This window comes from Streptomyces coelicoflavus (assembly GCF_003112555.1).
In the GTDB taxonomy this organism is placed as follows: domain Bacteria; phylum Actinomycetota; class Actinomycetes; order Streptomycetales; family Streptomycetaceae; genus Streptomyces; species Streptomyces coelicoflavus.
This window is the reverse complement of record NZ_BEWB01000006.1, coordinates 129,916-155,496: the sequence shown is the minus strand read 5'-3', so window position 1 is coordinate 155,496 and position 25,581 is coordinate 129,916. Positions and strand designations below refer to the sequence as shown.

At 73.5% G+C, this 25,581-nt stretch carries 24 protein-coding genes; 7 read left to right on the top strand and 17 right to left on the bottom strand.

Going from position 1 to position 25,581, the window contains the following annotated elements:
• Positions 1–132: 132 nt before the first annotated feature.
• From Sco07f_RS15525 to Sco07f_RS15505, 5 genes are all read right to left on the bottom strand, one after another.
• Positions 133–462 carry a cupin domain-containing protein gene (locus Sco07f_RS15525; protein WP_054099545.1) on the bottom strand — a complete coding sequence of 110 codons (330 nt, stop codon included), beginning with the start codon at positions 460–462 and terminating at the stop codon, positions 133–135.
• Positions 463–602: 140 nt separating this feature from the next.
• A complete protein-coding gene (locus Sco07f_RS15520) occupies positions 603–1,736 on the bottom strand; it encodes an FAD-dependent monooxygenase (protein ID WP_108988180.1) in 1,134 nt (377 codons plus the stop codon).
• Between the two features lie 199 nt (positions 1,737–1,935).
• Positions 1,936–3,294, bottom strand: a complete 1,359-nt coding sequence (gene gdhA, locus Sco07f_RS15515) for an NADP-specific glutamate dehydrogenase (protein ID WP_054099484.1) — start codon at positions 3,292–3,294, stop codon at positions 1,936–1,938.
• A 302-nt stretch (positions 3,295–3,596) separates the two neighbouring features.
• On the bottom strand, positions 3,597–3,815 hold the full coding sequence (locus tag Sco07f_RS15510) for a 4-oxalocrotonate tautomerase family protein (RefSeq protein ID WP_007443968.1): 219 nt from the start codon (positions 3,813–3,815) through the stop codon (positions 3,597–3,599).
• Complete coding sequence (locus Sco07f_RS15505; protein ID WP_087789847.1) at positions 3,815–4,582, bottom strand: SDR family oxidoreductase; 768 nt, start codon at positions 4,580–4,582, stop codon at positions 3,815–3,817. Before Sco07f_RS15505 ends, Sco07f_RS15510 begins: the two co-directional genes overlap by 1 nt.
• A gap of 77 nt (positions 4,583–4,659) precedes the next feature.
• On the opposite strand from Sco07f_RS15505, the gene Sco07f_RS15500 reads away from it, so the two are divergent.
• Positions 4,660–5,532 carry a helix-turn-helix transcriptional regulator gene (locus Sco07f_RS15500; RefSeq protein WP_174855365.1) on the top strand — a complete coding sequence of 291 codons (873 nt, stop codon included), beginning with the start codon at positions 4,660–4,662 and terminating at the stop codon, positions 5,530–5,532.
• An 88-nt stretch (positions 5,533–5,620) separates the two neighbouring features.
• Here the strand turns inward: Sco07f_RS15500 and Sco07f_RS15495 are convergent, their stop codons facing one another.
• From Sco07f_RS15495 to Sco07f_RS15465, 7 genes are all read right to left on the bottom strand, one after another.
• Positions 5,621–6,172 (bottom strand): Pycsar system effector family protein, encoded by a 552-nt coding sequence (locus Sco07f_RS15495; protein WP_218030739.1) that lies wholly within the window; start codon positions 6,170–6,172, stop codon positions 5,621–5,623.
• Positions 6,165–7,634, bottom strand: coding sequence for a hypothetical protein (locus Sco07f_RS41085; RefSeq protein ID WP_108988179.1), 1,470 nt, complete (start codon positions 7,632–7,634; stop codon positions 6,165–6,167). Before Sco07f_RS41085 ends, Sco07f_RS15495 begins: the two co-directional genes overlap by 8 nt.
• A complete protein-coding gene (locus Sco07f_RS15485; RefSeq protein WP_108988178.1) occupies positions 7,631–9,937 on the bottom strand; it encodes a hypothetical protein in 2,307 nt (768 codons plus the stop codon). The genes Sco07f_RS41085 and Sco07f_RS15485 overlap by 4 nt, the downstream gene beginning before the upstream one ends.
• On the bottom strand, positions 9,934–10,743 hold the full coding sequence (locus Sco07f_RS15480) for a hypothetical protein (protein WP_108988177.1): 810 nt from the start codon (positions 10,741–10,743) through the stop codon (positions 9,934–9,936). The genes Sco07f_RS15485 and Sco07f_RS15480 overlap by 4 nt, the downstream gene beginning before the upstream one ends.
• Positions 10,744–10,833: 90 nt before the next feature.
• The gene (locus Sco07f_RS15475; RefSeq protein WP_108988176.1) at positions 10,834–11,583 is read right to left on the bottom strand and encodes a Crp/Fnr family transcriptional regulator; all 750 of its coding nucleotides are present in this window, start codon (positions 11,581–11,583) and stop codon (positions 10,834–10,836) included.
• Between the two features lie 81 nt (positions 11,584–11,664).
• Complete coding sequence (locus Sco07f_RS15470; RefSeq protein WP_108988175.1) at positions 11,665–11,856, bottom strand: DUF397 domain-containing protein; 192 nt, start codon at positions 11,854–11,856, stop codon at positions 11,665–11,667.
• Positions 11,853–12,701, bottom strand: coding sequence for a helix-turn-helix domain-containing protein (locus tag Sco07f_RS15465; protein ID WP_108988174.1), 849 nt, complete (start codon positions 12,699–12,701; stop codon positions 11,853–11,855). The genes Sco07f_RS15470 and Sco07f_RS15465 overlap by 4 nt, the downstream gene beginning before the upstream one ends.
• A gap of 112 nt (positions 12,702–12,813) precedes the next feature.
• On the opposite strand from Sco07f_RS15465, the gene Sco07f_RS15460 reads away from it, so the two are divergent.
• Positions 12,814–13,248 carry an ATP-binding protein gene (locus tag Sco07f_RS15460; protein WP_007387588.1) on the top strand — a complete coding sequence of 145 codons (435 nt, stop codon included), beginning with the start codon at positions 12,814–12,816 and terminating at the stop codon, positions 13,246–13,248.
• Between the two features lie 55 nt (positions 13,249–13,303).
• Here the strand turns inward: Sco07f_RS15460 and Sco07f_RS15455 are convergent, their stop codons facing one another.
• Entirely contained in the window at positions 13,304–13,714 is a 411-nt protein-coding gene (locus Sco07f_RS15455; protein ID WP_108988173.1) for a VOC family protein, read from the bottom strand.
• A 56-nt stretch (positions 13,715–13,770) separates the two neighbouring features.
• On the opposite strand from Sco07f_RS15455, the gene Sco07f_RS15450 reads away from it, so the two are divergent.
• The 3 genes from Sco07f_RS15450 (at position 13,771) to Sco07f_RS15440 (ending at position 17,262) form a co-directional block, all read left to right on the top strand.
• Entirely contained in the window at positions 13,771–14,757 is a 987-nt protein-coding gene (locus Sco07f_RS15450; RefSeq protein ID WP_087789857.1) for a helix-turn-helix transcriptional regulator, read from the top strand.
• Positions 14,758–14,821: 64 nt separating this feature from the next.
• Positions 14,822–15,769, top strand: a complete 948-nt coding sequence (locus Sco07f_RS15445; protein WP_007387591.1) for a LysR family transcriptional regulator — start codon at positions 14,822–14,824, stop codon at positions 15,767–15,769.
• Positions 15,770–15,885: 116 nt separating this feature from the next.
• The gene (locus tag Sco07f_RS15440; protein ID WP_108988172.1) at positions 15,886–17,262 is read left to right on the top strand and encodes a carbohydrate-binding protein; all 1,377 of its coding nucleotides are present in this window, start codon (positions 15,886–15,888) and stop codon (positions 17,260–17,262) included.
• 114 nt (positions 17,263–17,376) lie between these two features.
• Here Sco07f_RS15440 and Sco07f_RS15435 read toward each other — a convergent pair whose 3' ends face one another.
• From Sco07f_RS15435 to Sco07f_RS15425, 3 genes are all read right to left on the bottom strand, one after another.
• Complete coding sequence (locus tag Sco07f_RS15435) at positions 17,377–18,495, bottom strand: hypothetical protein (RefSeq protein ID WP_108988171.1); 1,119 nt, start codon at positions 18,493–18,495, stop codon at positions 17,377–17,379.
• A gap of 145 nt (positions 18,496–18,640) precedes the next feature.
• Entirely contained in the window at positions 18,641–19,273 is a 633-nt protein-coding gene (locus Sco07f_RS15430) for a response regulator (protein WP_007442150.1), read from the bottom strand.
• A complete protein-coding gene (locus Sco07f_RS15425; RefSeq protein WP_108988170.1) occupies positions 19,273–20,574 on the bottom strand; it encodes a sensor histidine kinase in 1,302 nt (433 codons plus the stop codon). The genes Sco07f_RS15430 and Sco07f_RS15425 overlap by 1 nt, the downstream gene beginning before the upstream one ends.
• Positions 20,575–20,738: 164 nt before the next feature.
• On the opposite strand from Sco07f_RS15425, the gene Sco07f_RS15420 reads away from it, so the two are divergent.
• Positions 20,739–21,479 (top strand): ABC transporter ATP-binding protein, encoded by a 741-nt coding sequence (locus Sco07f_RS15420; protein ID WP_108988169.1) that lies wholly within the window; start codon positions 20,739–20,741, stop codon positions 21,477–21,479.
• A gap of 234 nt (positions 21,480–21,713) precedes the next feature.
• On the top strand, positions 21,714–24,194 hold the full coding sequence (locus Sco07f_RS15410; RefSeq protein ID WP_167468110.1) for an ABC transporter permease: 2,481 nt from the start codon (positions 21,714–21,716) through the stop codon (positions 24,192–24,194).
• Positions 24,195–24,295: 101 nt separating this feature from the next.
• Here Sco07f_RS15410 and tuf read toward each other — a convergent pair whose 3' ends face one another.
• Positions 24,296–25,489, bottom strand: a complete 1,194-nt coding sequence (gene tuf / locus Sco07f_RS15405; protein WP_007443930.1) for an elongation factor Tu — start codon at positions 25,487–25,489, stop codon at positions 24,296–24,298.
• Positions 25,490–25,581: the final 92 nt, after the last annotated feature.

Sequence of the window (25,581 nt, the reverse complement as noted above, 5' to 3'; positions counted from 1 at the left end):
CGCGTACGTCCAGTAATTCCACTCCGTGCGCCGCCGCAGGGAAACTGTCAGCCCGTTCCGTCAAACCCTTGTACCGCGGATACAGATTTTGGGGTGCACATTCCGCAGGGATTGTTTGGCGGAAGTGATTCCTCAGCGCTTCGCCACCGTCAGCAGGACCGCCGAGTCCTCCAGTGCCTCCAGGCTGTGGCGGGCCGGGGGGATCAGGACGAGGTCGCCGGTGCGGCCGTCCCAAGAGGTGTCGCCGCTGGTGAGGCGGACTCGGCCGCGCAGGACCTGGACCGTCGCCTCGCCGGGGTTCTCGTGTTCGGCGAGGGTGGTGCCGGCGGTCAGGGCGAGGAGGGTCTGGCGCAGGACCAGTTCGTGGCCGCCGTGGACCGTGGTGGCGCTGCGGCCGCTGGAGGAGGCGGCGGCGCGTTCGAGGTGCTCGCGGGCGAGGGCGTCGAGGGAGAGCTTCTGCATGGCGCCAGTCTCGCGGGCGGTGGCGGGGGGTGCCAGGGCCGTGTGGCCCATACGGGGCAGGTCTCCTCGTAGGACTTCGCGCGCAGGCGGGCGCCGGGGACGGAGGGGGCGGCAGCCCAAGCGTCCCCGGCGCCCCCGGGTCAGTACGGCTGGACCAGGGCGTGGGCCGCTCCCGGGATGCCGGTCTTCAGGAGTTCGTCCTCCTCGGCGGTGGTGGGTGCCCCGGTTTCCTGGCGGAGGACCGCCCGGGACATCGCCTGGACCCACATGGCCCGGGGACGCCGCCGGGCCTCCCACGCGGTGAGGGCGGCCGGGACGTCCCGCTCGGTGTCGAGCGACTCGGCGAGGACCACCGCGTCCTCGACGGCCATGGCCGCGCCCTGCGCGAGGTGCGGGGTGCAGGCGTGGGCGGCGTCGCCGGCCAGGACCACGCGGCCCACGTGCCACGGCTCTTCGACCGTCACCTGGGAGATGCGGGAGTAGACGACGGCGGACGGGTCGGTGACCGTGGCGAGGGCAGCGGCCACCGGCCCGGCGAACATCGTCAGCCGGTCCGCGAGCTGCTCGTGGGCCCGCGCCGGGTCGGGGCGGAAGTCCTCCGCCTCGGCGAACACCGCGCCCAGGTACATGGTCTCGTCGCTGATCGGCGTGAGCAGCGCCTTCGCCGACTCCCCCGCGGTACTCATGACGAATCCGCGGACCTCCGGCAGCCGGGGCACGGTGACCCGCCAGTTGGCGAAGCCGGTGTACTCGGGGGTGTACTTCTCGCCGTACAGCCGGGTGCGCAGCGCGGATCCGATGCCGTCGAAGCCCACGACCAGGTCGTGACGCCCGCCGGACCCGTCCGAAAGCGTGACGTCGACGCCGTCGCCGTCGTCGGTGAGGTCGGTGATCGTGGCGGAGAACCGGAGGGTCGCACCGGCGGCGACGGCGGCGTCCCCGAGTATCGCGGCCAGCGCGGGGCGGGGGATGCCGTTGGCGGGGGGTGCGTCGCCCATGCGGGGCTGGGGGACGGCGGCCAGGGTGTTCCCGGCCGGGTCGGCGATGGTGAGGACCTCCCACTCGTAGCCCGCCTCGAGACAGGCGTCGAGGACACCGATCTCGTCCATGACGTGCAGCGCGTTGGACGGCTGGATGATGCCGACGCCCAGCGCCTCCAGCCCGGGGCGCAGCTCGGCGACCTCGACGGTGTGCCCGCGCCGGGCCAGCGCCGCGGCGAGGGTGAGGCCGCCGATGCCGCCGCCGTGGATCAGTACGCGCAGGGGGGATGCCATGTCGGGGACTCCCGGGTGTGAAGTGGACGAAGAGGCGGGACGCGGACGGACGGGCGGCGCAGTCGCAGGGCCGCCCGACGCGTCGATCATGCCCGTCCGCCGCGTCCGGCGACAGACAAGTGCCCGCCCCGCACGCCCCGTTCGGGGTTGTCGTGCGGGACGGGCACGGTCGGCCGGGGCCGGACTGCGTCCGGTCGGGTCAGATGACGCCCTGCGCCAGCATCGCGTCGGCCACCCGCTCGAAGCCGGCGATGTTCGCGCCGGTGACGTAGTCGCCGGGGGCGTCGTAGCGCTCGGCGGTTTCGTGGCAGGTGGTGTGGATGCTGGTCATGATCGCCGCCAGCTCCTCCTCCACGCGCTCGGCCGTCCACGACGTACGGGCGTGGTTCTGCGCCATCTCCAGGGCGCTGACCGCGACGCCGCCCGCGTTGGCCGCCTTGCCGGGGCCGAAGGCGACGCCGGCCTGCTGGAGGAGGTGGACGGCCTCGGGGGTCGTCGGCATGTTCGCGCCCTCGGAGACCGCCTTCACGCCGTTGCGGATCAGCGCGGTCGCGGCGTTCTCGTCGAGTTCGTTCTGCGTGGCCGACGGGAGGGCCAGGTCGGCCGGGACGTCCCAGACGCTGCCGCCGGGGACGAAGCGGGCCGAGGCGCCCCGGCGCTCGGCGTACGCGTCGACGCGGCCGCGCTCGACCTCCTTGATCTGCTTGAGCAGGTCGAGGTCGATGCCCTTCTCGTCGACGACGTAGCCGGAGGAGTCCGAGCAGGTGACGGCGTTCGCGCCGAGCGCGGTCAGCTTCTCGATGGTGTAGATCGCGACGTTGCCGGAGCCGGAGACGACCGCGGTCTGGCCCTCCAGGTCCTCGCCGCGCTCGCGCAGCATCGCCGCCGCGAAGAGCACGTTGCCGTAGCCCGTGGCCTCCGGGCGGATCAGCGAGCCGCCCCATCCCTGGCCCTTGCCGGTGAGGACGCCGGCCTCCCAGCGGTTGGTGATGCGGCGGTACTGGCCGAAGAGGTAGCCGATCTCGCGGCCGCCGACGCCGATGTCACCGGCGGGGACGTCCGTGTGCTCGCCGATGTGGCGGTACAGCTCGGTCATGAACGACTGGCAGAACCGCATGACCTCCGCGTCGCTGCGCCCGTGCGGGTCGAAGTCGCTGCCGCCCTTGCCGCCGCCGATGCCGAGGCCGGTCAGCGCGTTCTTGAAGATCTGCTCGAAGCCCAGGAACTTGATGACGCCCAGGTTCACGGACGGGTGGAAGCGCAGGCCGCCCTTGTACGGGCCCAGCGCGCTGTTGAACTCGACGCGGAAGCCCCGGTTGACGTGGACGCGGCCCTGGTCGTCCTGCCACGGCACCCGGAAGATGACCTGGCGCTCCGGCTCGACCAGCCGCTCGACGAGGCCCGGCTCGGCGTACTCGGGTCGGGCCGCGATCACGGGGGCGAGCGTTTCCAGGACCTCGTGGGCGGCCTGGTGGAACTCGGGCTGGGCCGGGTTGCGGTGCTCGATCTCGGTGAGCAGGTGATCGAGGGTGGTCTGCGTCTCGCTTCGCGTCGTCACGGGGGCCCTTTCTGGCACGGCTGGACACCGGAGACCGGGCAGGAGCGCGGGAGTGCTGGGCGCAGGGAACGGTGCGCAGGAGGCGCGGTGCGCCTGATGCACACGCGTGTGCACGGGGGGTGGCACGCCTGTCCGGTCGGGTCCGGTGGTGGGCGCTCGGCGCCGTTGCCGCGCGCGGGACACTTAAGTGTTACGCGCATGTAAACATCCACGCCAGCACCCGGCGCAGGGGGCGACCACTATGTGAGACGCAGTTTTCGCATAACGGGTGATAGCGAGCACGGAGGGCGATGATCCGCGCGTCAGTCCCCGGGGCTCTCGCCGTTCAGCATCGCCGCGGTGAGGACGTGGCCCGCGACGCCCCAGCCGCCGTCGGGGACCTCGTCGACGAGGACGACGGTCGTGGGGCGGGCGCGCTCCCCGTAGATCTCCGCGTAGAGGTCGGTGGTGCGCTCGACGATCTTCTTCTTGTCCTCCGCCGAAAGGGTGCCTGCGGGGACCTTGAAGTGGGCGAAAGGCATCAGACCAGTCCTCCGTTCGCGCGCAGGACCTGGCCGTTCACCCAGTGCCCGGCGGGGCTGCCCAGGAAGGCGACCACGGCCGCGATGTCCTCCGGGCTGCCCAGCCGCTCCAGGGGCGGCGTCTTCGCGAGCCGGTCGATCTGTTCGGGCGTCTTGCCGTCGAGGAAGAGGTCGGTGGCCGTCGGGCCGGGGGCGACCGTGTTCACGGTGACGTCCCGGCCGCGCAGCTCCCGCGCCAGGATCATCGTCATCGCCTCCACGGCGCCCTTGCTCGCCGTGTAGGCGCCGTATGTCGGGAACTGCGTGCCGACGACGGAGGTCGAGAACCCGATGAAGGAGCCGCCCGCGCGCAGCCGCCGCGCCGCCTGCTGGGCGACGACGAAGGTGCCGCGGATGTTGGTGCGGTGCATGGCGTCGAGCGCCGCCAGGTCCAGGTCGGCGATCGGCGACAGGGTCATCCGCCCGGCCGAGTTGACGACGACGTCGATGCCGCCGAACTCCTCCTCCGCCCGGTCGAACAGCGCGGCGATCTCCTTCTCCTCCGCCACGTCCGCCTGTACGGCGACGGCCCGCCCGCCGGCCTCGGCGATCGCCTTCACCGTCTCGTCGGCGGCCGAGGCGTCGCGGGCGTAGTTCACGACGACGGCCAGGCCGTCCTCGGCGAGTTTGAGCGACACCGCCCGGCCGATGCCGCGCGATCCGCCGGTGACGATCGCCACGCGGGGGTCCGCCGGTTCGGCGGTGTTCTGGTTCGTGTTCGTGGTCATGCGTCCACGATGCGCCCGGACGGCCGGCGCAGCCAGGGGATGTCATCCCATGGGTCACCGCCCCCGCCCGGCGCACAATGGACGGCATGAGCGCTGTGAAGTACGCCGAGCTGGGAGCGTTTCTGCGGTCGCGGCGCGAGCGCATCCGACCGGGGGACGTGGGGCTCCCGGCCGGGCCGCGCCGCCGGGTGCCGGGGCTGCGCCGCGAGGAGGTCGCCCACCTCGCCGGAGCGTCCGTGGACTACTACAACGAGCTGGAGCGCGGCGCCGGGTCCCAGCCGTCCGAGCAGATGCTCGCCGCGCTGGCGCGGGCGCTGCGGCTGTCCGCCGACGAGCGGGACTACCTGTACCGGATCGCCGACCGGCCGGTGCCCGTGCAGGGCGGGGCCGCCTCGCACGTCCACCCCGGCATGCTGGACCTGCTCGGGCGGCTGACCGCCACACCCGCGCAGGTGATCACCGACCTGCACGTCACCCTCGTACAGAATCCGCTGGCGGTGGCGCTGCTCGGGGACCACTCCGGTTTCCAGGGGCCCCGGGCCAGTCTCGTCCACCGGTGGTTCACCGAACCCGACGCGCGGCGCCTGTACCCGGAGGACGATCACGAGGGCAAGTCCCGTTCCTTCGTCGCCGACCTGCGGGCGGCCGCCGGGCGCAGGGACGCGGACGACGCGGAGGTCGGCTCGTTGATCCGCACGCTGCTCCGGGTGTCCCCCGAGTTCGCCGCGCTGTGGGCCGACCACGACGTGGCCTTCCGACGGCGGGAGGACCGCAAGCGCCTCGTCCATCCCGCGCTGGGTCCGATCGAGGTCAACTGCCTCCACCTCTTCAGCGAGGACGGCCGGCAGCGGCTCCTCTGGTTCACTCCGGCCGTCGGGACGGACAGCGCGGGGCTGCTGGAGCTGCTGGCGGTCGTGGGGACTCAGGAGGTCGTGGAGCCCGCCGGCTGACGGCGGACGGGGCAGGGGGGCACGGTCGCGGGGTTCACGGAGTTCACAGGGTTCGCGGGGTTCGCGGGGTTCGCGGGGTTCGCGGGGTTCAAAGGAGCGCCAGTCCCGTGCCGCCCAGGGCCAGGCCGGCCACGAGGCAGCAGGTGCCCACCCGCAGGCAGCGGTACTTGGCGGCGAGGATGCGGCTGACGTCCATCAGCTGCACCGCGAGCCACGCCACCCGGTCCCCGGCCGCGGCCGTGACCGCCCGGACCAGGCGGTCGAGGTCGTCCGACGGGCCCAGGGCGTCGGCGAAGAAGGTCATGCCGGGCCCCGTACGAGCCGTGCCGGTGCGCGGCAGGACGACGGTGACCAGCAGGACCGTACCGGCCGCCCACAGCAGGCCCCCGGCGGCCAGCAGGGCGAGCGCGCTCCCGGAGACCGGCGCGGAGGGGCCCCAGGCCCGGCCCAGCAGCAGGGCCGGGAGCGCGAAGGCGGCCCCGGACAGCAGTACCGCGGCCTTGCTGTCGGCCCTTGCCAGGTCCTCCCGCGCGTGGGCCAGCAGCCGTTCGGCCACGTAGAGGGACGCGTCCGGCCCGGTCGCGGGCGGGGCGGAGGACGGGTCCGGGGGCGGGGACGGGGACGGGGACGGGTCAGGCATCCGGGTGCCCGCCGCCCGAGCCGTCCTTGCCCGGGCGGGTGCGGCGCCGCCCCTGTCTGACGTAGTTGATCTTTCCGTCGGCGGTCGTCGGCGATGCAGGCGGCGCGGGCCGATCCGCCGGTGCCGGTGCCGGTGCCTGGGGTGCCTGGGGTGCCTGTTGGGGTGCCTGGTGCGTTGCCTCCGGGGACTGCGGCGGTACGACCGCCGCCACCACGGTGGGCGGCGGCGCCAGCGGGAAGTCGGCCGTGGGCGGAGACGGCGGTGCGGGCGGTGCGGGCGGGAAGTCGACCGTCGGCGGTGCGGGCGGCACCGGCGGCTGAGGCGGCACCCCCGGCACCCCTGGCACCCCCGGCGCGGTCGGCGCCCCCGGCACCCCCGGATTCCACGCCGAGGCGGTCGGCTGCTGCACCGTGGGGTGCCCCGGATACGCCGCCCCGTTCGGGAGCGACGGCGGCGCGGGCGCGGGCAGCACCGGCGCGGGCTGCGGCAGCCCCCGATCGAACAGCGTGCCGCCGCTGACCTTGGCGTACTCGAGGAGCTGCTGCACGACCGCTCTGTCGATCTGGTGGCTCTGCACCACGTCGTTCTCGACCAGCCGCGACAGGAACGCCAGCGCCTCCCCCCGGTTCTCCCGCGCCTGGCTCTGCAGCTCCCGCAGGATCTCCCCGGCCTGCGACGGGTCCTGCGCGAGCAGGATGGCGTACTGCTCGGTCTCCCCCGCGGCGATGAGCCGGCGTGCCGCGGCCAGGTTGGCATCCACCCGGGCGGCGTCGGCCTGGTCCTGGGCCGACTGCCGGCCGGCGGTGTACCGCACGTCCACCAGGGCCGCCTGGTGGTCCCGGGCGGCCTGCCCCAGGTCGATGCGCACGTAGACCACGGTGCTCAGGCCGAGTTCGCTGCCGAAGTCGGCCCAGGCGCCGCCCGCCAGCTCGGCCTGGATCGCCTCGTCGGCCGCCTGGGCCGCCTCCAGCCCGTAGCGCCGGGTGAGGACCCGCAGCCGCGCCAGGAGCGGGGCGCGCAGCATCTTCTCGACGTCCCGTACCTGCTTCTCCGCCGTCAGGACGAAGTCCGCGACCTCCCAGTGGATGTCCACCGCGCACTGGAAATCGCCCTGGTCGCCGCGGCTGCGCAGGGGCATCTCGAAGGAGGCCTGGTACCGGCCGCGGGCGATCAGACAGACCGACCTGGGCTTCTTGCCGAGCATGGGCCGGTCGACGTGCTCCACGCGCTGTGCGGTGATGACGCTGTGCCCGCCGTTGCGGTAGAACACGACGGCGGCGCGCTGAAGTTCGCGGTGTTTGTACGGGCCTTCCGGGTGGATCTCCTTCAGGAACGGCCCGCGCAGGTCGTCCGGCAGCGGCGCCTCGGCCGCGCCGGGCCAACCGGACTGACCGTTCTGACTGTTCTGGCCGTTCTGGCCGTTCTGGTTCGGCGACGCCCCCTGGGGGCTGTACTGATTCATCGGGCTCCTCCCGCCTGGGACGCCTGGACCGCCTGTAGCAGACGGTGGGCATGCTCCGGTTCCAACGGTTCGTCGGGGTCCTGGCACAGCTCGCCGATCAGCCACGTCAGGCGCTGCCGGTCGTCCTCCCCCAGGATCAGCAGCGGCAGGAAGCGCAGGACGTCGCCCTCCCACGCCTTGCCGCGGCACGTGCGCAGCCACCCGGCCAGGATGTCGAGCGCGCGCCGGTAGGAACGGCTGGTGCACAGCGCGGTCCACAGCAGTCCCGCGACCTCGGCGGCCAGGTCCGGACGGGTCGCGCAGATCGCCAGGGCGAGGGGCCACCGCTCGCGTCCGCCGAGTTCCTCGGCCGGGTTCCAGACGTGCTCCACGGTCAGGTCGGCCAGCAGCAGCGTGCTGGCCAGGCCGAGATTCTGGTGTTGTTGCCTGCTGTCGTTGAGCCAGGACCTGATCCTGGTCAGCGGCTCGCGGTCGGTGGTGAATCCCGCCAGGTGGGCCACGCCCTGCGCGGCGACGAAGCGCAGGGCGCCGTCGTCCCGGGTGCCGATCCCGCCGAGCGCGGTGAGCGCCTCGCCCACGGTCCGGGCGGCCGTGCCCCAGCTGAGCGCGACCGCGGCGGTCCACCGGAGGTTGCCCCGGCCGCTCCTCGCCCACGACCTGACCAGCGCGCGGACGGCCTCCCCGGTCTGCGGGTCCTCCAGTACGACCTGCAACGCGGTGGCGACGAACAGGCCGCGGCGGGCCTGGTCGGCCTCGGCCATCGGGACGAGCAGCTCGCCCAGGGTGTGCGCGCAGTCCAGCCGGCACAGCTCGCCCGCCGCCACCGCGGCCCTGACCCACACCTCCTCGCGCCCGTCCTGGCAGAGCGAGTCCAGCCAGCGCAGCACCGGGCCGCGCATGTTGTGGTGGTGCTCCCACAGGTGGGCGAGGACGGCCGGTGCGAGGGCGGTGCCGCGAAACCGTACGGTGCGCACGGGGATGAGCCTGCCCGCGACCACCGGCTGGTGGCGGATCTCCGTCGTGGCCCGGGCCGAGGCGAGCCGGGCCTCGAGTCCGTCGCCGAGCACGGGCCGCCCGGGCATCCGCTCCGGATCGACGGTCACCGCGAGTTCCCAGGCCAGCAGTTCCGCCGCCTCGGCGGCGATGTTGACCGAGCTGCCGCCGAACACCGCGAGCGAGACCCGGAACGCCGCCTCCCGCAGCACCGACGGCGTCTCGGCCCCGGCACCGCCGCCCGCGAACCACACGCGCACCTGTTCGGCGGCGAAGCCCCGGCATTCCGCGAGCAGTTGCTCCTCGGTCAGGTCGCCGGTGACGCGCCGGGCGACGACCCCGGCGAGCCGGGCGGCCTCCGCGGGCAGCAGCGCCTCCAGGCCCAGCGCCTCCCGTACCCGGCTGTCGCGCGCCATCCGCCGGGCCGCTTCCCCGGCCCCGGTGGGCCCGCCGTCGAGTTCGGCCTCCAGATGTCCGTCGAGTACGGCGTCCTCGGCGGCCGGCCGGTGCCTGCGCTCGTACCGCGCCCGACCGCCTCCCGTGCCCCGGTCGCCGGGGTCGGGTACGGACAGCAGGACGGCGTAGGACTCGCGGTCGGCCAGCAGCCGGCGGAGGCGGTCCAGGTGCAGCTCGGCGGGCAGGCGTCCGTCGGCCGGTTCCAGGGCGTAGCCGTGGCCCTTGGCGATACGGCTGTCCTCGTCGCCCGCGTCGAGTCCGGCGAGGTCGGAGCCGGGGTCGAGGCGGGACACGTTGCCCCGGCCGAGGTCGTCGAGGAGGGAGAGGGCGGTGTACATGCGTCCGCTGCCGGGCTGGCCGCAGAGCACGATCAGGTGGTCCTCGCGCAACTGCCGCTTGAAGTCGTCGTAGTCCGGCGGGGCGATGAACCGCCGTCGCAGCCGCAGCAGTTCGTCCTCGGGCAGCGGCCCCGCGAGCAGCGCGCCCCGTACGGTCTCGCCGAAGCGGAAGTTGACCGAGTTGATGGTGCCGCCGACGTACGTACTGGTGTCGCGCAGGAAGACCGACCGGGTCTCCCGGGCGAAGTGGGCGGCGCCGGGTCCCGCAGCGAACCGGCCGCCGCCCTTGGCCGACGGGTCGGCGTCGGAGTCGGCGCCCAGGATGTCGTCCTCGTCGCTCGCGGCCCGGTCGCCGGTGTCGTCGCGCCGCCCGTGTGCCGCCGCCCTGCCGGACCGCGCCCGGCCACCGCCTTCGCCGTCCTGATCCCGCGAGCGTCCGTGCCCCTGCCCGTGGTCACCCTGGTGGTCGCGGTCGTCCTGACCGCCCTGCTGCGCGTCCGCGTCGCCGCCGCTCACGACGCCGCTCCGGGACCGGTGCCGCCGCGCCGATGGTCGATGGTGACGTCCCCGAAGTTCCCCTGGAACGCCTGCGCCTGGTCCGCGACCGTGACGTCACCGAAGCGGAAGCCGCTCGCCTCGTCCCGGTCCGTGCGCGGCGCGGAGTCCGGGCCGTCGCCGCGGTCCGGGTCCGGTACGGGTTCGCCGTCCCCGACGGCGGGCGGCGGCGCGCCCCGCCCCGGGACCGTGAACCAGGCGTACCGCTCGCCCTCCTTGATCCGCACCACGTACCGGCGGTAGTGCTCCGGCTCGATCCACCGGCCGCCGTGCCGTACGACGTCCTGGTAGAGCCGGTCGGTGACGGCCACCAGCAGCGGCGCGTCCGGCAGGCCGGAGAGCACCGCCTTGGCCTCCTCGCAGCTGCCGATCCGGCAGGCCAGGTCCACGGCGGTGCCGGACAAGCCGTGCCGGTCGGGGGTGAACGGCCCGACGTCCAGCCCGGCCCGCAGCCGCAGCGGGCGGCTCAGCTCGCGGTTGATCCGGCGCAGGTTCTGGTGGAGGTACTCCGTCCACTCCCCGACCAGCGCCTCGGGGCGGCGCGGCTCCACCACGGCGAGGATGCCGTCGCCGCGGTCCTCCTGGGCCAGCCGGGCGTCGCCGAGACCGGCCTGAGCGAAGGCGTCCTCGGCCGCGCGGTAGATCCGTTTGCGCAGGGCCGGACGGTCGGGGTCGGGGATCGAGCCCGACCCCTGCACGTCCAGGCTGATGATGAATCCGTACTGTCCATACTGCTCGTACCGCCTGTACTGAGCTCCGCCGTGCATGGTCCCCTGCCTCTCGCCCGGCCTCTACGGCACCGGCCACGACCGTCTGCCGCCACTCTCCCGGCGCACCGCGCGCCGCGCTGTAGCCGTTTACACACCCGGCCGTCGGCCGCGAGCGGACTGCGCGCCGTTGTGCGCGGTGCGCGTGCCGGTGCCGTGGGGCGCCCCGGCGCCGCCGAGCAGCCGCAGCGGCTCCAGATCCGCGACGGCGATGACCTTCGGCCCGGTGTGCACGAGCCCCTGCTCACGCAGCAGCCGCAGCGCCTTGGCCACGGCCTCGCGGGTCGCGCCTATCGCGGCGGCGATCTCGTGCTGGGAGAGGGGAAGCCGGATGACCACCGCGTCGCTCTCTTTGCGCCCGGTACGGTCCGCGAGCTCCACCAGGCAGGCGGCCAGCCGTTCCAGGACGGTGGCCGAGGCGAGGGAGCTGCGCTGGTCGTCCGCACTGCGCAGGCGTTCGGTGAGCTGCGCCATCACCAGCGAGGACACGAAGGGGCGGGCGGCCATGAAGTGCCGGAAGCGGTCACCGGGTACGGCGAGCGCCCGCACCCCGTCCAGCGCGGTCACCGTGGCGCTGCGCGGACGTCCGTCCAGCGCGGCCATCTCGCCGACCAGTTCGCCGCCTTGACGCAGGGCCAGTATCAGCCGCCCGCGCTCGGTCGACCGCCACACCGTGCACCAGCCGCCCAGGATGACGAGCACGGACGTGCCGGACTCGCCCTCCCCCAGGAGCTGCTCCTGCGGCGCGTAATCACGCCGATGCCCGAGCCCCGACAGGGCCTGGCGATCGGCGTCGCTCAACTTCTCCAGAAACGCCCGGCGTTCTCCGAACAGCCCCATGTGGCCCCCCACCGGCTCCGCGCGACACACAGAGTATTCCCTGCGTCACTCGTTTTCAGCCGAATCAGGAGGCCGAACGTTTCAACTCCCGGAGGCGTACGAAACGAAGTCCGACCATGCCTCCGGGGTGAGCGCGAGGCGGGGGCCGTCGGCGGTCTTGGAGTCACGGACGTGGATGGTGCCGGGGGTGAGGGCGAGCTCGACGCAGGAGTTGCCGTCGTTGCCGCCGCTGTAGCTGCTCTTGAACCAGACCAGTTCGGCCTCGCGGATCATGTTTCTCCCAGCAGTTGCTCGATAAACGCCAGCGACTCCCCTGGTGAGAGCGCCTGAGCCCGGATCGTGCCATACCGCAGCTCAAGGATGCGCAGGTGCTTCGGCTCGGTGATCGGTCGGTTGTTGAAGGCTCCGTCGGAGCGTCCCACCGCCGTGCCATCCGGGAACTTCAGCAACTCGATCCTCCCGTCCAGGCCGGAGTGGGTGTCACAGCCCGTCCGCATCACCTGAAGCACGACGTTGTGCAACCGCCCCACCTGCAGCAGGCGTTCAAGCTGCTCACGCCAGACCATTGTGCCGCCAATGGGGCGTCGCAGAGGGCCCTCTTCCAGGACGAAACTCAGCGCTGGGGCGGGCTCACGCTCGAAGACCGTCTGCCGGGCCAGGCGCGTGGCCACCATGCGTTCCACGTCGTCCGGTGAGTACGGCGGTTGAGCCGCCCCGATCACAGCGCGCGCGTGCTCCCGCGTCTGCAACAGACCGGGGACGATGTGGCACTCGTACAGCGCGATTTCAACCGCCTTCGCCTCCAGCTTCCCCAGCTCCCGAACCTTCTTCGGGTACCGGACCTTCTTCACGTCCTCCCAGGCCGCCGAAAGGAGCCCACCGGCCCCCAGCACCTCGTCGGCCCTGTCCAGATACTCCTGCCGGGGAATCCGCTTGCCGCCCTCGACCTTGTAGACCAGGTCCTCCCCGTACCCGACCGCCACTCCGAAGTCGCCGGCCCGCATCCCCGCCGCCTCGCGACGGAGCTTCAACTGCCGCCCCACCGTGGTGATGACCGCGACGCCCCACTCGTCGTCGGGGTCGACCTCCCACCCCGACTCGTCCGTCTCGACCGTCATCCCGCGCCCCTTCCCCGACAGCACCGACACCACTGGACAAGCGCCGGACAGTCACCGTACGTACCCGCTGAGTCACTTCTCACGGTACGCACACACCGCCACGCTGAGTGACGTGAATCAGGAATCCACCACCGAACTCGCCGCGTGCGTCCGCAATTTCAGCGTGCAGCTGTCCCCCACACCACGCGGCGCCCGCCTCGCCCGCCTGCTCGCGACCGAGCAGCTGCGTTCCTGGGGCCTGCCCCTGGACCCGGCACGCCTCCTCGTCGCCGAACTGGCCAGCAACGCGGCGGACCACGGACGCGTCCCCGGCCGCGATTTCCGGCTCACGCTCTACGTCGTCGGCGACATCCTCCGCGTCGAGGTCACCGACACCCGGGGCCAGGAACTCCCGGCCCCGCAAGAGCCGTCCCCCGACGCCGAGTCCGGCCGCGGCCTGCTCCTGGTGGAGGCGCTGGCGCACCGCTGGGGAGTGACCGAGGGCCGGTTCCCGCGCAAGACGGTCTGGGCGGAACTGCGCTGCACGCCACCGGAACCCGCGTTCTGAGGTTCCGGTGGCGTCGGTGCCCTACCAAGACCCACCAAGCCCCGCCCCTCCCGGCTCACGCCACCGTGGACACGCAGAACGGATGCCCCGCCGGATCCAGCAGCACCCTCCAGCGGTCCGGCGACGGCTGGAAGTCGGGCTTGGTGGCGCCCAGGGCGATCAGGCGGGCCTCCCCCGCGTCCAGGTCCTCGGCGCCGACGTCGATGTGGGCCTGCTTCTCCTGGTCGGTGCCCGGCCAGGTCGGCGGGCGGTAGTCGGGGAGGCGGTTGAAGCCGAGTCCGGGGGCGCCGTCCTTGCCGCCGAGGAAGTAGAAGTCGTCCGTGTTGAAGGTGACGGTGAGGCCGAGGGCCTCGCCCCAGAAGCGGGCCATTGCGGCGGGGTCGGAGCAGTCGAAGGTGACGGCCGAGTAGCGGAAGGCCGGGGCAGAGGTGTCAGCGGTGTCAGCGGTGTTCTCCGTTGTCGTCATGGGAGAGACCGTAGGACGTGACCAGGACAGGTTCGGTCCTGGTCGTCGGCGGAGGCGTGGCAGACTTCGAAACCGTGCTCAGTACTTCCGCCCGGCTGCTGCGGCTGGTCTCCCTGCTCGCCGTCCGTCCCGCCTGGACCTGCGGTGAGCTGGCCGAGCGGATGGAGGTCACCGAGCGGACCGTGCGGCGGGACGTCGCCCGGCTGCGGGAGCTGGGGTACACCGTCGACTCCGACCCGGGACCGTGGGGCGGGTACCGGCTGCGGCCGGGGACGCGCACGCCGCCGCTGATCCTGGACGACGAGGAGGCCCTCGCCGTGGCCGTCGGGCTGCGGGAGGCCGCGCTGAGCGGGGCGCTCGGCGGGGACCAGGCGGCGCTGTCGGCGTTGCTGAAGCTGCGGCAGGTGCTGCCCCGGCGGGTCGCGGAGCGGCTCGGGGACATGGACGACGCGTTCGTGCAGACGCCGAGGGCGGCAGGGGAGCCGCAGGTCGCGGCCGGGACGCTGCTGGAGCTGGCGGCCGCGTGCCGGCGGGGCGAGCGGGCGCGGCTGGCGTACCGGGACTGGGAGGGGCGGGCCAGTGTGCGGGACGTCGATCCGTACCGGCTCGTGCACACCGGGCGGCGCTGGTACTTCGTGGCACGGGATGTCGAGCGGGGCGAGTGGCGGACCTTCCGGGCCGACCGGGTCGAGCGGGTGCAGCCGACCGGGCGGGCCGTCGAGTTCACCGAGCCGCTGCCCGACCCGGCGCTCCTCGTGTCCCGCGCGAGCGCGACCGGACCGTACGCGGTGCTGGCCACCGTCCGCCTGTCGGTGCCCATGGAGCAGGCGCTGCGGTCCATTCCCGCCACGGTCGGGCTGCACCGGGCCGACGGGCCGGACGCCACGGTCGTCGAGATCGGCGGGTCGACCACGGAGGGGCTGGCCCGTTATCTGTTCAGCCTCGCCACGCCGTTGCGCGTGCTGGCGCCCGACTCCGTACGGGAGGCGCTGCTGCGCCGGACCCGGGAGCTGCTCGCCGCGAACGAGGAAGCAAGTACTTGAAGTTTCCTCCACAGGTCCGTACCAACCCCTTGCCCCCGTCCTCCGCGCGTCGCAAGCTCCCCTCATGGAGCTGGAGTTGCGGCATCTCAAGACGGTCCGGGCCATCGCCGACGCCGGGAGCCTCACCAGGGCGGCGACGGCTCTCGGTCTCGCGCAGCCCGCGTTGAGCGCACAGCTCAAGCGGATCGAACGGGCCCTGGGCGGCGCGCTGTTCGTCCGGGGACGGCACGGAGTACGGGCCACCGCGCTGGGCGAACTGGTGCTGGAACGGAGCCGGATCGTGCTGCCCGCGGTGACCGAGTTGCAGCAGGAGGCGGCCCGGTTCGCCCGCGCGCCGCGTACGACGGAGCGGCTGCGGATCGGCGGCACCCACGGGCCCTTACTGGGCGCCCTCCTCGACCGGCTCGCCGGTGTGGCACCCGACGCCCGGATGACGACCTGCACCTCCTGGTCCGAGCGGGAGCTGGCCGGCCAACTCGCCGAAGGGCGGCTGGACTACGCCCTCGTCGGGACCTGCGGCACCGCGTCGCCGCCCGCGGCCGAGGGGCTGGTGTGGCGGGAGGTCGCGGTGGACCCGGTGTTCGTCATGGTGCCCGAGGGACATCCGCTCGCCGACCGGACCGAGGTGGACCTGACCGAGCTGGCGGACGAGGAGTGGGCCTGCGTACCCGGCGACGGCTGCTTCGGCGACTGCTTCACCGCGTCCTGCGCCCGCGCCGGCTTCACCCCGCGCCGCATGTACGAGACGGACACCGCCTCCGTCGTGCACCTGGTGCAGGTGGGGCGGGCGGTCGGCCTGTGCCGGGCCACCTTTCCGACCACCCCCCGCGTCGTGACCCGGCCGCTCACCGGCACCCCGCTGACCTGGCGGCACCTGCTGGGCTGGCACGCGGCGACACAGCGGCAGGACACCGCCGCCGCCGTGCTCTCCCAGGCCCGCATGGCGCACGCGAGCGTGGCGGCGAACAGCGACAGCTACACGGAGTGGATGTCGGCGCACCGGGTTCCGTGAGGTCGCGTGCGCGGCCTTCCATAACACCGGGGAGAGGGACGACTGAGCTCTTATGGCGGCCGGGCGTCCCTCCCTACGGTTTCGGCACCTCCCCACCGAGACCGAGGAGATCCCCCATGCACCACCGACACCGACACCACAGAGCCATGGGTGCCGCCGTCGCCGCGACCGCGGCCCTGCTCGTGGCCGGGCTCAGCGGCTCCGCGAGCGCCGGAACGGCACCCGTCGACGCGGCCCCCACCGCGGCCGAGACCCTGCGCACCGACGCCGCGCCGCCCGCTCTGCTCAAGGCGATGCAGCGGGACCTCGGCCTCGACCGCCGGCAGGCGGAGCGGCGCCTCGCCAACGAGGCCGACGCGGGCGCCACGGCGGGCCGGCTGCGGGCCGCGCTCGGCGGGGACTTCGCGGGCGCCTGGGTGCGCGGTGCCGAGTCCGGCACCCTGACCGTGGCGACGACCGACGCGGCCGACGTCGCGGCGATCGAGGCCCGCGGTGCCGAGGCGAAGGTCGTACGCCACTCGCTCGCCGACCTGGACGCGGCCAAGGCCCGCATGGACAAGGCGGCGGCCGGTCTGAACACCGCCGACGCGCCCGTCTGGTACGTCGACACCCGCACCAACACCGTCGTCGTCGAGGCGATACGCCCGGCCGCGGCCCACAAGCTGCTCGCGGCGGCCGGTGTCGACGACTCCCTCTCCCGCGTCGAGAAGCGCACCGAGCGGCCCCGCACCTTCTACGACCTGCGCGGCGGCGAGGCGTACTACATCAACAACAGCAGCCGCTGCTCGATCGGCTTCCCGGTCACCAAGGGCACCCAGCAGGGCTTCGCCACCGCGGGCCACTGCGGCCGGGCCGGTTCCAGTACGACCGGCTCCAACCGGGTGGCCCAGGGCACCTTCCAGGGCTCGATCTTCCCCGGCCGCGACATGGCGTGGGTGGCCACCAACTCCAGCTGGACGGCGACCCCGTACGTGCTCGGCGCCGGTGGGCAGAACGTCCAGGTCACCGGTTCCACCGTGTCTCCGGTCGGCGCGTCCGTCTGCCGTTCCGGCTCGACGACCGGCTGGCACTGCGGCACCGTGGCGCAGCTCAACACCAGCGTCACCTATCAGGAAGGCACCATCTCCCCGGTCACCAGGACCACGGTGTGCGCCGAGCCCGGTGACTCCGGCGGGTCCTTCATCTCGGGCAGCCAGGCGCAGGGCGTCACCTCGGGCGGCTCCGGCGACTGCCGGTCCGGCGGCGAGACCTTCTTCCAGCCGATCAACGCGCTGCTCCAGAACTACGGGCTCACGCTCAAGACGACCGGCGGCGACGACGGCGGCGGTGACGACGGCGGCGAGGAGCCCGGCGGCACCTGGGCGGCCGGCACCGTCTACCAGGCGGGCGACACCGTGACGTACGGCGGCGCCACCTACCGCTGCCTCCAGGGCCACCAGGCCTACGCGGGCTGGGAGCCGCCGAACGTTCCCGCACTGTGGCAGCGAGTGTGACACCCCACTGACCCCCACAGGGGACAACGGGGGACGGGTCCGGGCGTGCGTGAGGGAGAGCGCCCGGGCCCGGTCACGTCGTCGTGCGGCCGTGGTCCTCGGGTTTCAGGGTCCTCAGGTGCGGGTGACTGTGCCGCACTCCTCCCCCTGCGTGTCCCTCATCCCGCCGCTGCGGTCGTACGGGTCGACGGAGGGGCCCGTCCCCTGCTTCCGGTCCTCGGGGAAGACGGGGTGCAGGTAGCCGTCGTACACGGCGCACGCGGTGTTGAACGTGTTGACCTTGTACTCGTGGATCGCGAGCCTGCCCGGCGTCGCGTACCAGCGGTCGGGGTCCAGGAGCAGCGTCGTGATCTGGCGGCGCACGATGGTGCGCTCGACGTGGTCGCCGCCGTCGGCCCTCACCAGCGGGTACACGAAGGTGTAGTCGGCGTGCACCTTGATCTCGCCCGGCTTCCCGCCGGCCAGCGACATCCGCCCGCGCACCTTGACCACGTCGCCCGCGAGCCGCACCTCGTCGGGGTCGAACCGGCTGAACAGCCCGACGGGGTCGTTTTCGCGCGACGGCTCGCGCAGTCCCCGCCGCTGGTCCGGGAGCAGGTCCTTCTGCGCCTGGGGGTCGAGCAGGCCGAGCGCCTTCTCGGGCCGCCCGCCCGCGATCACGTCCGGGTCCAGGTTGGCGGCGACCAGGAACTCCTTGGTGCGCCGCAGGGCCAGCTCCGCGTCGGCCTTGCTCATCCCGGCCACCGCCTCGGCCTCCGGCACCTCGATGGCGTCGGCGCCGTCGGCCCAGCGCAGGGCGGGCGAGCCGCGGAACGGGTGCTCGCGCGTGGCCTGCTCCGACCCGTCGCTCCCCCCGGGTGCGCCGGTGGGCCGCGCCGTCTCGGCGGCCAGCGGCGTCGGCGATGCGGCGGCCTCCGCGTCCCCGCCGGGAAAGTGGTCCGTGACCAGGGAGGGCCGCAGGGCGATCACCGCGACCGCCGCCAGCGCCACCACGCCGACGACCGCACCCCACCGGCGCCGACGCCTCGGGGCGGGTTGCGGGCCACGCCAGGGCGCCGGCTCCTCCTGCTCCCGCAGCCGTGCCGTCACCATCCGCGCCCGCGCCGACGGCTCCTTGGGAGCGGAACGTCCACCGTCCTCGGCGGCCTCCCGCAGGAAGGCATCCAACTGCTCGTCGGATATGGAGGGGGCCGGTTCGTCGTCGGAACGGTCGGAGGGCGGGACGGAACTCACGGGCACACTTTCCTGGTCGCGGTGCGGTCGGGGCTTTTGGCGCTCCATCGTGCCGACATATGGAGGGGCAGTGCCGTTCCGTGCGATTTTTGTGACCGAACCCGTACACCCGCCGCCGTGCATCGGCCCTCGGGCGCAGGCTGCGTCAGGCCCGCAGATACGTCAGCACCGCCAGCACCCTGCGGTGGGTCTCGGTCGCCGGGGGCAGGTCGAGCTTGGCGAGGATGCTGCCGATGTGCTTGCCCACCGCCGCCTCGGAGACGACGAGTTCGCGGGCGACGGCCGCGTTGGACCTGCCCTCCGCGATCAGGGCCAGCACTTCGCGCTCGCGCGGGCTGAGCCGCTCCAGCGGGTCCCGGCGGCGGCGCAGCAACTGGCGTACCACCTCCGGGTCGACGACCGTGCCGCCGTCCGCGACCTCGGCCAGCGCGTCGACGAACTGCTCGACCTGGCCGACGCGGTCCTTGAGCAGATAGCCGACGCCGGTGCCGTCACCGGAGTCCAGCAGCTCGGACGCGTAGGTCCGTTGCACGTACTGGCTGAGGACGAGCACGGGCAGGGCGGGCCGTTCCTCGCGCAGCCGCACCGCCGCGTGCAGGCCCTCGTCCTGGAAGCCGGGCGGCATGCGGACATCGGTGACGACGATGTCCGGGGCGTGTTCCGTGACGGCCGCGACGAGTGCCTCGGCGTCGCCGACGGCCGCCACGACCTCGTGTCCGAAGCGGGCGAGCAGGCCGGTCAGACCGTCCCGCAGCAGCACACTGTCCTCGGCCAGCACTACGCGAAGCGTTCGGTCCACTCGCAAGGAATCTCCACGCTCAGCAGGGTCGGTCCGCCCGGCGGGCTGGACAGGGAGAGTCTGCCATCCAGGACCGACACCCGGTCGGCGAGTCCGGTCAGCCCACTGCCCACCGCGGCGTCGGCCCCGCCCCGGCCGTCGTCGCGGATCCGGAGGACCAGCCGTCCGTCGCGGTGGCCGCCGGAGATCTCCGCCCGCTCGGCGCCGCTGTGCCGGCCGACGTTGGCGAGGGCCTCGCGCACCACGAAGTACGCGGCGGCCTCCACCGCCCGGGGCAGCCGTCCGGGCAGTTCCAGGGCGACGTCGACGGGGACGGCGGAGCGGTCGGCGGCGTCGGCGACGGCCGCGGGCAGGCCGTAGTCGGCGAGGACCTTGGGGTGGATGCCGTGGATCAGCTCGCGCAGTTCCTCCAGTGCCCGGCCCGCCTCGCCGTGCGCCTTGGCCAACTGGTCGGCCAGCGGTCCCGGCGGCGCGTCCAGGCGGGCCAGGCCGAGGGCCATCGTCAGGGCGACCAGGCGCTGTTGGGCGCCGTCGTGCAGGTCGCGTTCGATCCGGCGGCGCTCGGCCTCGAAGGCGTCCACCAACCGGACGCGGGAACGGGCGAGTTCGACGACCCTGGCCTCCGGGCCGCCCTCGCGCGGGGCGCCCACGAGCGCGCGGGCCAGCTCGGCCCGCGCGCCCGCCGCCAGGCCCAGCGCGTAGGTGCCGAGGGCGAGGAGCAGCAGCCCGAGCGCCCCGACGCCGAACGCGGCCGGCCAGGTGGTGACCGTCCACTGCTTGAGGACCTTCGCCTCCTCGCCGCCGCCGGCCGTGGCCATCAGCAACGGGGTGGCGGTGACGGAGAGGGGCGCGGCCAGGGCGAAGGCCACTGCCAGAGCGTCCAGTGGCCAGAGCAGGACGGCGAAGAGGAGCGCGTGGCCCAGCTCCCGCCAGGTCGCCCGCTCCACCAGCCGCGTGCTCAGCCAGGGCCACGGACCGGTGGCGGGCGGTTGCCGCACGGCCCGGGCGGGGGCGGGGACGCGGTCGATCAGGCGCAGCCGGTGCCGTTCCATGCGGGCCACCGGGATGCCGGCGAGGGCGGTGAGCACCAGCAGCGGCAGCCCCACCAGGACGACGGCGAGTACACCCCCGACGGCGAGTGCGGCCACGAGACCCACCAGGGTCACGGCGCCGGCCACCGCCCCGGTCACCAGGTAGGCGACGGCACGCCAGGGCCAGGGCGAGAGCAGGTAGCCGCGGGCGGACAGGGCCTGCCACACGGTGCGGGGGCGGGGGTGCATGCGGATCACCGTAGAACCCGTGCGCCCGTCCGGGCCATCGGTCCAGTGGGCGTCCCGGGGGTATGGCCTGCCCCACCCCTCTTCTCGGCCCTGCCGCACTGCGCCGGTGCCGCCCCGCGCGGTTTCGTGAAGGCACCGCGCCACCGACCGGAAAGTGGGGACAGATGACCAGCGACCATGCGGTCCGCATGCGCTCCGTCAGCAGACGGTACGGCCTGGGAGACAACGCCGTCACGGCGCTCGACGACGTCTCCCTCGCCTTTGCGCGCGGCACGTTCACCGCGGTGATGGGCCCGTCCGGCTCGGGCAAGTCGACCCTGCTCCAGTGCGCGGCCGGACTCGACCGGCCCACGTCGGGATCGGTCGTCGTGGGCGGCACCGAGCTGACCGGGCTGAGCGAGCGGCGGCTGACGCTGCTGCGGCGCGAACGCGTCGGCTTCGTCTTCCAGGCGTTCAACCTGCTGCCGTCCCTGACCGCCGCGCAGAACGTGGCGCTCCCGCTGCGGCTGTCCGGCCGCCGCCCGCCACGCGGCCGGGTGCGCGAGGTACTGGACCAGGTCGGTCTGGCCGACCGCGCCCGGCACCGGCCGACCGAGCTCTCCGGCGGGCAGCAGCAACGCGTCGCCCTGGCCCGCGCACTGATCACCCGCCCGGAGGTGCTGTTCGCCGACGAGCCGACGGGGGCGCTGGACTCACGCACCGGCCGCGAGGTGCTCACGCTGCTGCGCGCCATGGTCGACGACGCCCGACGGACGGTCCTCATGGTCACCCACGACCCGGTCGCCGCCTCCTACGCCGACCGCGTGCTGTTCCTGGTCGACGGCCACGTGCACGGCGAACTCGCCACCCCGACCGCAGACACGGTCGCCACCCACCTGACCCACCTGGAAAAGGCCGCAAGCTGACCCTCTTCCTCCTCCTTCCTCCCCCCGCTGCGGGCAGTCGTGCCGCTGGGGCGGCACGGGTGGGCGCTGGGGGTACCTCCCAGGCCGTTCAGGCGCTGGGGGAGGCACCCGGCAACGCCGGACACCCCACCGACGCCGCCCCACACCCCGCGCCCCACACCCCGCGCCCGCACCCCGCACCCGCGCCCCGCGCCCGCACCGTCACCATCCACCCCGACCCGGCCGGAGGCCCCCGTGCTGACCACCGCCCTACACACCCTCCGCACCCGCCGGCTCGCCTTCACCGGCAGTTTCATCGCCCTGGCGCTCGGAGCCGCGCTGCTGACCGTGATGGGGCTGGCCCTCGCCTCCTCGCTCGACGCGCCGAAGCGTGCGCCGGAGCGGTTCGCCGCCGCGCCGGTGGTGGTCCGGGGGCAGGACACCCTGCGCGTGCAAACACCCTCCGGGGAGCGCACGAAGGAACTGGCACGGCCTCGCCCCGTGCCGGACGCGCTCACGGCCCGGTTTAAGGACCTCGGCCCCGTCGTCGAGGACCGCTCCTTCCCGGTCCACGTCCGCGGCGACCGCGGCCCCGGCGATCTGGTGGGCCACCCCTGGTCCACCGCCGCCTTCGCCCCGTACCGCATCGACGCGGGCCGCGCGCCCCGCGCCTCCGACGAGGTCGTCGTCACCGGCGGCTGGGCCGCGCCGGGCGACCGGGTGCGCACGGACCGGGGCACGCTGCGGGTGGTGGGGACCGTGCCGGGCCTCGGTTTCGAGGACGCCGTCTTCTTCACCGACGAGCGGGCCACCGCGGTCGCCCCCGTCAGCGTGCAGCTCGCCGTCGACGCGGAGGTGTCCGCCGTACGGGAGGCGGTGCGGGACGCCGTACGGGACTCGGTGCCGGGCAGCGCGGGCGTCCGGGTGCTCGCCGGGGACGACCGGCGGTACGCGGACGCCGATCCCGACCGGGACCGCGAGGCGCTGACCGCCCTCAACGCCCTGTTCGGCACGGCCGGCGGCGTCAGCGCCTTCGTGTCGGTGTTCGTCGTGGCGTCCACCTTCGCCTTCGCGGTGGCGCAGCGGCGCCGGGAGTTCGGGCTGCTCCGCACGGCCGGGGCGACGCCGGGGCAGCTGCGCCGGACGGTGCTGGCCGAGGCCCTCGCGGTCGGCGTGCTCGCGTCCGCGACCGGCTGCCTGCTCGGCGCGTACGCCGCGCCGCATCTGGCGGCACAGGTGGTGGAGGAGGGCCTGGCACCGGCGTGGTTCACCATCGGTGAGCACACCTGGCCGTACCACATGGCGTTCTGGACGGGGCTCGCCGTCGCCCTGTCCGGCGCGACGGCTGCGGCGTGGCGGGCGGGCCGCACCGGCCCCGTCGAGGCCCTGCGCGAGGCCTCCGTCGACACCGGGACGATGACCCGGGGACGTTGGGTGTGCGGGGCGGGGCTGCTGCTGACCGCGCTGGTCACGCTCGTGCTCGCCCTGTCCGGCGACCCCGGCGACCTGCTGCACCGCAAGACGTACGTGACCCGCCCGATGCTGCTGATCGCCGCGGTCGCGCTGCTCGCACCGGCCGTGGTGCGCCCGTCGGTGCGGCTGCTCACCTGGCTGCCGGCCCGGCTGCCGGGCGCCACGGGCCTGCTGGCCCGGGAGAACACGGCGGCCGGTGTCCGCCGTACCTCGGCCGTCGCGGCGCCGGTGCTGGTCACGGTCGCGCTCGCGGGCTCCCTGCTCGGCGCCGTCGCGACCCTGGACGAGGCGAAGGCCGCCGAGGTCCGGGAGCGGACCGCGGCCGCCTTCGTGGTCACGGCGCCGTCCGGTACGGGCTTCGACGCGGCGACCGTGGACCGCCTGCGCGCGGTGCCCGGGGCGGAGGTCTCCCCGACCTCGTCGACCGCGGTGTACGCCCTGGAGGACGGCGTGGCCCTGATCAGGTCCGACGCGCGTGCCGTCGCCGACCCCGAGGCCCTCACCGCCACGACCCGGCTCCCGCTCGCCGCGGGCAGGGTGTCCGACCTCGACGACCGCTCGATCGTCGTGAACGAGGAGTGGGCGGAGCACACGGTCGGCCGGAGCGTACGGATCTGGCTCGGGGACGGCACGCGGAAGACCCTGCGCATCGCCGCCGTGATGCACACCGGCACCGGCGACAACGGCGTCTACGTCACCGCGGCCAACGCCGTCGGCGCCCCCGTCGACCGGGTGGACGTCGCCCTCGCCGACGGCGCCGACCCCGCCGCGGTGGCCGCCGGGCTGCGCGGGGCGGTGACGCCGGTGGGCGGACGGGTGGCGAGCGGCGACGAGTGGGCCGCGGCCGCCTCCCCCGGTGCCCGGGGCACGACGCGGGCCGGTCTCTTCCTGGTCCTGGGCATCGCCCTGCTCTACACGGGGATCTCCGTGGTCAACACGATGCTGACGGCCACGTCCGACCGGGTCCGCGACCTGACGGTCCTGCGCCTCACGGGCGCCACCGACCGACAGGTGCTGCGGCTGCTCGCCGTCGAGTCCCTGACGGTCACTGCGGTGGGCGCCCTCCTGGGCCTGCTGGTCGCCGGTCTCAACCTGGCGGGCATGGCAGCGGCCCTGCACCTGCTCGCGGTCCCCGCCGCCCCGGTCCTCCCGTGGACCGCCGTCACCACCACCGCGGCCACCTGCGCGGCCCTCACCACGGCGGCGTCCCTCACCTCCGCCACCCTGCTGCCGCGCCGCCGTCGCGCGGTCGCCCGCGAGTGACGCGGGGTGACACGACGAAAGGGCCCGTACGACCGAAGTCGTACGGGCCCTCTCAGGCATCAGCCCATGTCAGGTCGGGTCGACCGACAAGCAAGCGGAGCTTACTTGTTGATCTTGGTGACCTGGCCGGCGCCCACGGTCCGGCCACCCTCGCGGATGGCGAACTTCAGGCCCTCTTCCATGGCGACGGGCTGGATGAGCTCCACCTTCATCTCGGTGTTGTCACCCGGCATGACCATCTCGGTGCCCTCGGGGAGGGTCACGACGCCGGTCACGTCCGTCGTACGGAAGTAGAACTGCGGACGGTAGTTGTTGAAGAAGGGGGTGTGACGGCCACCCTCGTCCTTCGACAGGATGTAGGCCTGGGCCTCGAACTCGGTGTGCGGGGTGACCGAGCCCGGCTTGATGATGACCTGGCCGCGCTCGACGTCCTCGCGCTTGATGCCGCGGAGCAGCAGACCGACGTTCTCACCGGCCTGGCCCTCGTCGAGGAGCTTCCGGAACATCTCGATGCCGGTGACCGTGGTGGTGGTCTTCTCCTGCTTGATGCCGATGATGTCGACGGTCTCGTTGACCTTGAGGACACCACGCTCGATGCGGCCGGTGACGACCGTACCGCGACCGGTGATGGTGAAGACGTCCTCGATCGGCATCAGGAACGGCTTGTCGACGTCGCGCTCGGGCTCCGGGATGGCCTCGTCCACGGCCTTCATGAGCTCGAGGACCGAGTTGCCCCACTCCTTGTCGCCCTCGAGGGCCTTCAGAGCGGAGACCTTGACGACCGGAACGTCGTCGCCCGGGAACTCGTACTCAGAGAGGAGCTCACGCACCTCGAGCTCGACGAGCTCCAGGATCTCCTCGTCGTCCACCATGTCGGCCTTGTTCAGGGCGACGACGATGTACGGAACGCCGACCTGGCGGGCCAGGAGCACGTGCTCCTTGGTCTGCGGCATCGGGCCGTCGGTGGCGGCGACCACGAGGATGGCGCCGTCCATCTGCGCCGCACCCGTGATCATGTTCTTGATGTAGTCCGCGTGACCGGGGCAGTCGACGTGGGCGTAGTGACGCGCCTCGGTCTGGTACTCGACGTGCGCGATGGAGATGGTGATACCGCGCTGGCGCTCTTCGGGAGCCTTGTCGATCTGGTCGAAGGCCGAGGCCTCGTTCAGGTCCGGGTACGCGTCGTGCAGCACCTTGGTAATGGCGGCCGTGAGGGTCGTCTTACCGTGGTCGATGTGACCGATGGTGCCGATGTTGACGTGCGGCTTAGTCCGCTCGAACTTCGCCTTCGCCACTGGGGTCCTCCTGTGGAGTGGTTCTGTACGCCTTACTCATCGGCGCCAGGTGATCTTTGCTGGGAAACCCGGGCCCGGGGCATTCCGCCGGG

Excerpts from the sequence above, each read along its gene's own strand:
- Sco07f_RS15525 (WP_054099545.1), bottom strand. The coding sequence starts at position 462 with ATGCAGAAGCTCTCCCTCGACGCCCTCGCCCGCGAGCACCTCGAACGC.
- Sco07f_RS15520 (WP_108988180.1), bottom strand. The coding sequence starts at position 1,736 with ATGGCATCCCCCCTGCGCGTACTGATCCACGGCGGCGGCATCGGCGGC.
- Sco07f_RS15510 (WP_007443968.1), bottom strand. The coding sequence starts at position 3,815 with ATGCCTTTCGCCCACTTCAAGGTCCCCGCAGGCACCCTTTCGGCGGAG.
- Sco07f_RS15505 (WP_087789847.1), bottom strand. The coding sequence starts at position 4,582 with ATGACCACGAACACGAACCAGAACACCGCCGAACCGGCGGACCCCCGC.
- Sco07f_RS15500 (WP_174855365.1), top strand. The coding sequence starts at position 4,660 with ATGGACGGCATGAGCGCTGTGAAGTACGCCGAGCTGGGAGCGTTTCTG.
- Sco07f_RS15495 (WP_218030739.1), bottom strand. The coding sequence starts at position 6,172 with ATGCCTGACCCGTCCCCGTCCCCGTCCCCGCCCCCGGACCCGTCCTCC.
- Sco07f_RS41085 (WP_108988179.1), bottom strand. The coding sequence starts at position 7,634 with ATGAATCAGTACAGCCCCCAGGGGGCGTCGCCGAACCAGAACGGCCAG.
- Sco07f_RS15480 (WP_108988177.1), bottom strand. The coding sequence starts at position 10,743 with ATGCACGGCGGAGCTCAGTACAGGCGGTACGAGCAGTATGGACAGTAC.
- Sco07f_RS15475 (WP_108988176.1), bottom strand. The coding sequence starts at position 11,583 with ATGGGGCTGTTCGGAGAACGCCGGGCGTTTCTGGAGAAGTTGAGCGAC.
- Sco07f_RS15470 (WP_108988175.1), bottom strand. The coding sequence starts at position 11,856 with ATGATCCGCGAGGCCGAACTGGTCTGGTTCAAGAGCAGCTACAGCGGC.
- Sco07f_RS15465 (WP_108988174.1), bottom strand. The coding sequence starts at position 12,701 with ATGACGGTCGAGACGGACGAGTCGGGGTGGGAGGTCGACCCCGACGAC.
- Sco07f_RS15455 (WP_108988173.1), bottom strand. The coding sequence starts at position 13,714 with ATGACGACAACGGAGAACACCGCTGACACCGCTGACACCTCTGCCCCG.
- Sco07f_RS15445 (WP_007387591.1), top strand. The coding sequence starts at position 14,822 with ATGGAGCTGGAGTTGCGGCATCTCAAGACGGTCCGGGCCATCGCCGAC.
- Sco07f_RS15440 (WP_108988172.1), top strand. The coding sequence starts at position 15,886 with ATGCACCACCGACACCGACACCACAGAGCCATGGGTGCCGCCGTCGCC.
- Sco07f_RS15425 (WP_108988170.1), bottom strand. The coding sequence starts at position 20,574 with ATGCACCCCCGCCCCCGCACCGTGTGGCAGGCCCTGTCCGCCCGCGGC.
- Sco07f_RS15420 (WP_108988169.1), top strand. The coding sequence starts at position 20,739 with ATGACCAGCGACCATGCGGTCCGCATGCGCTCCGTCAGCAGACGGTAC.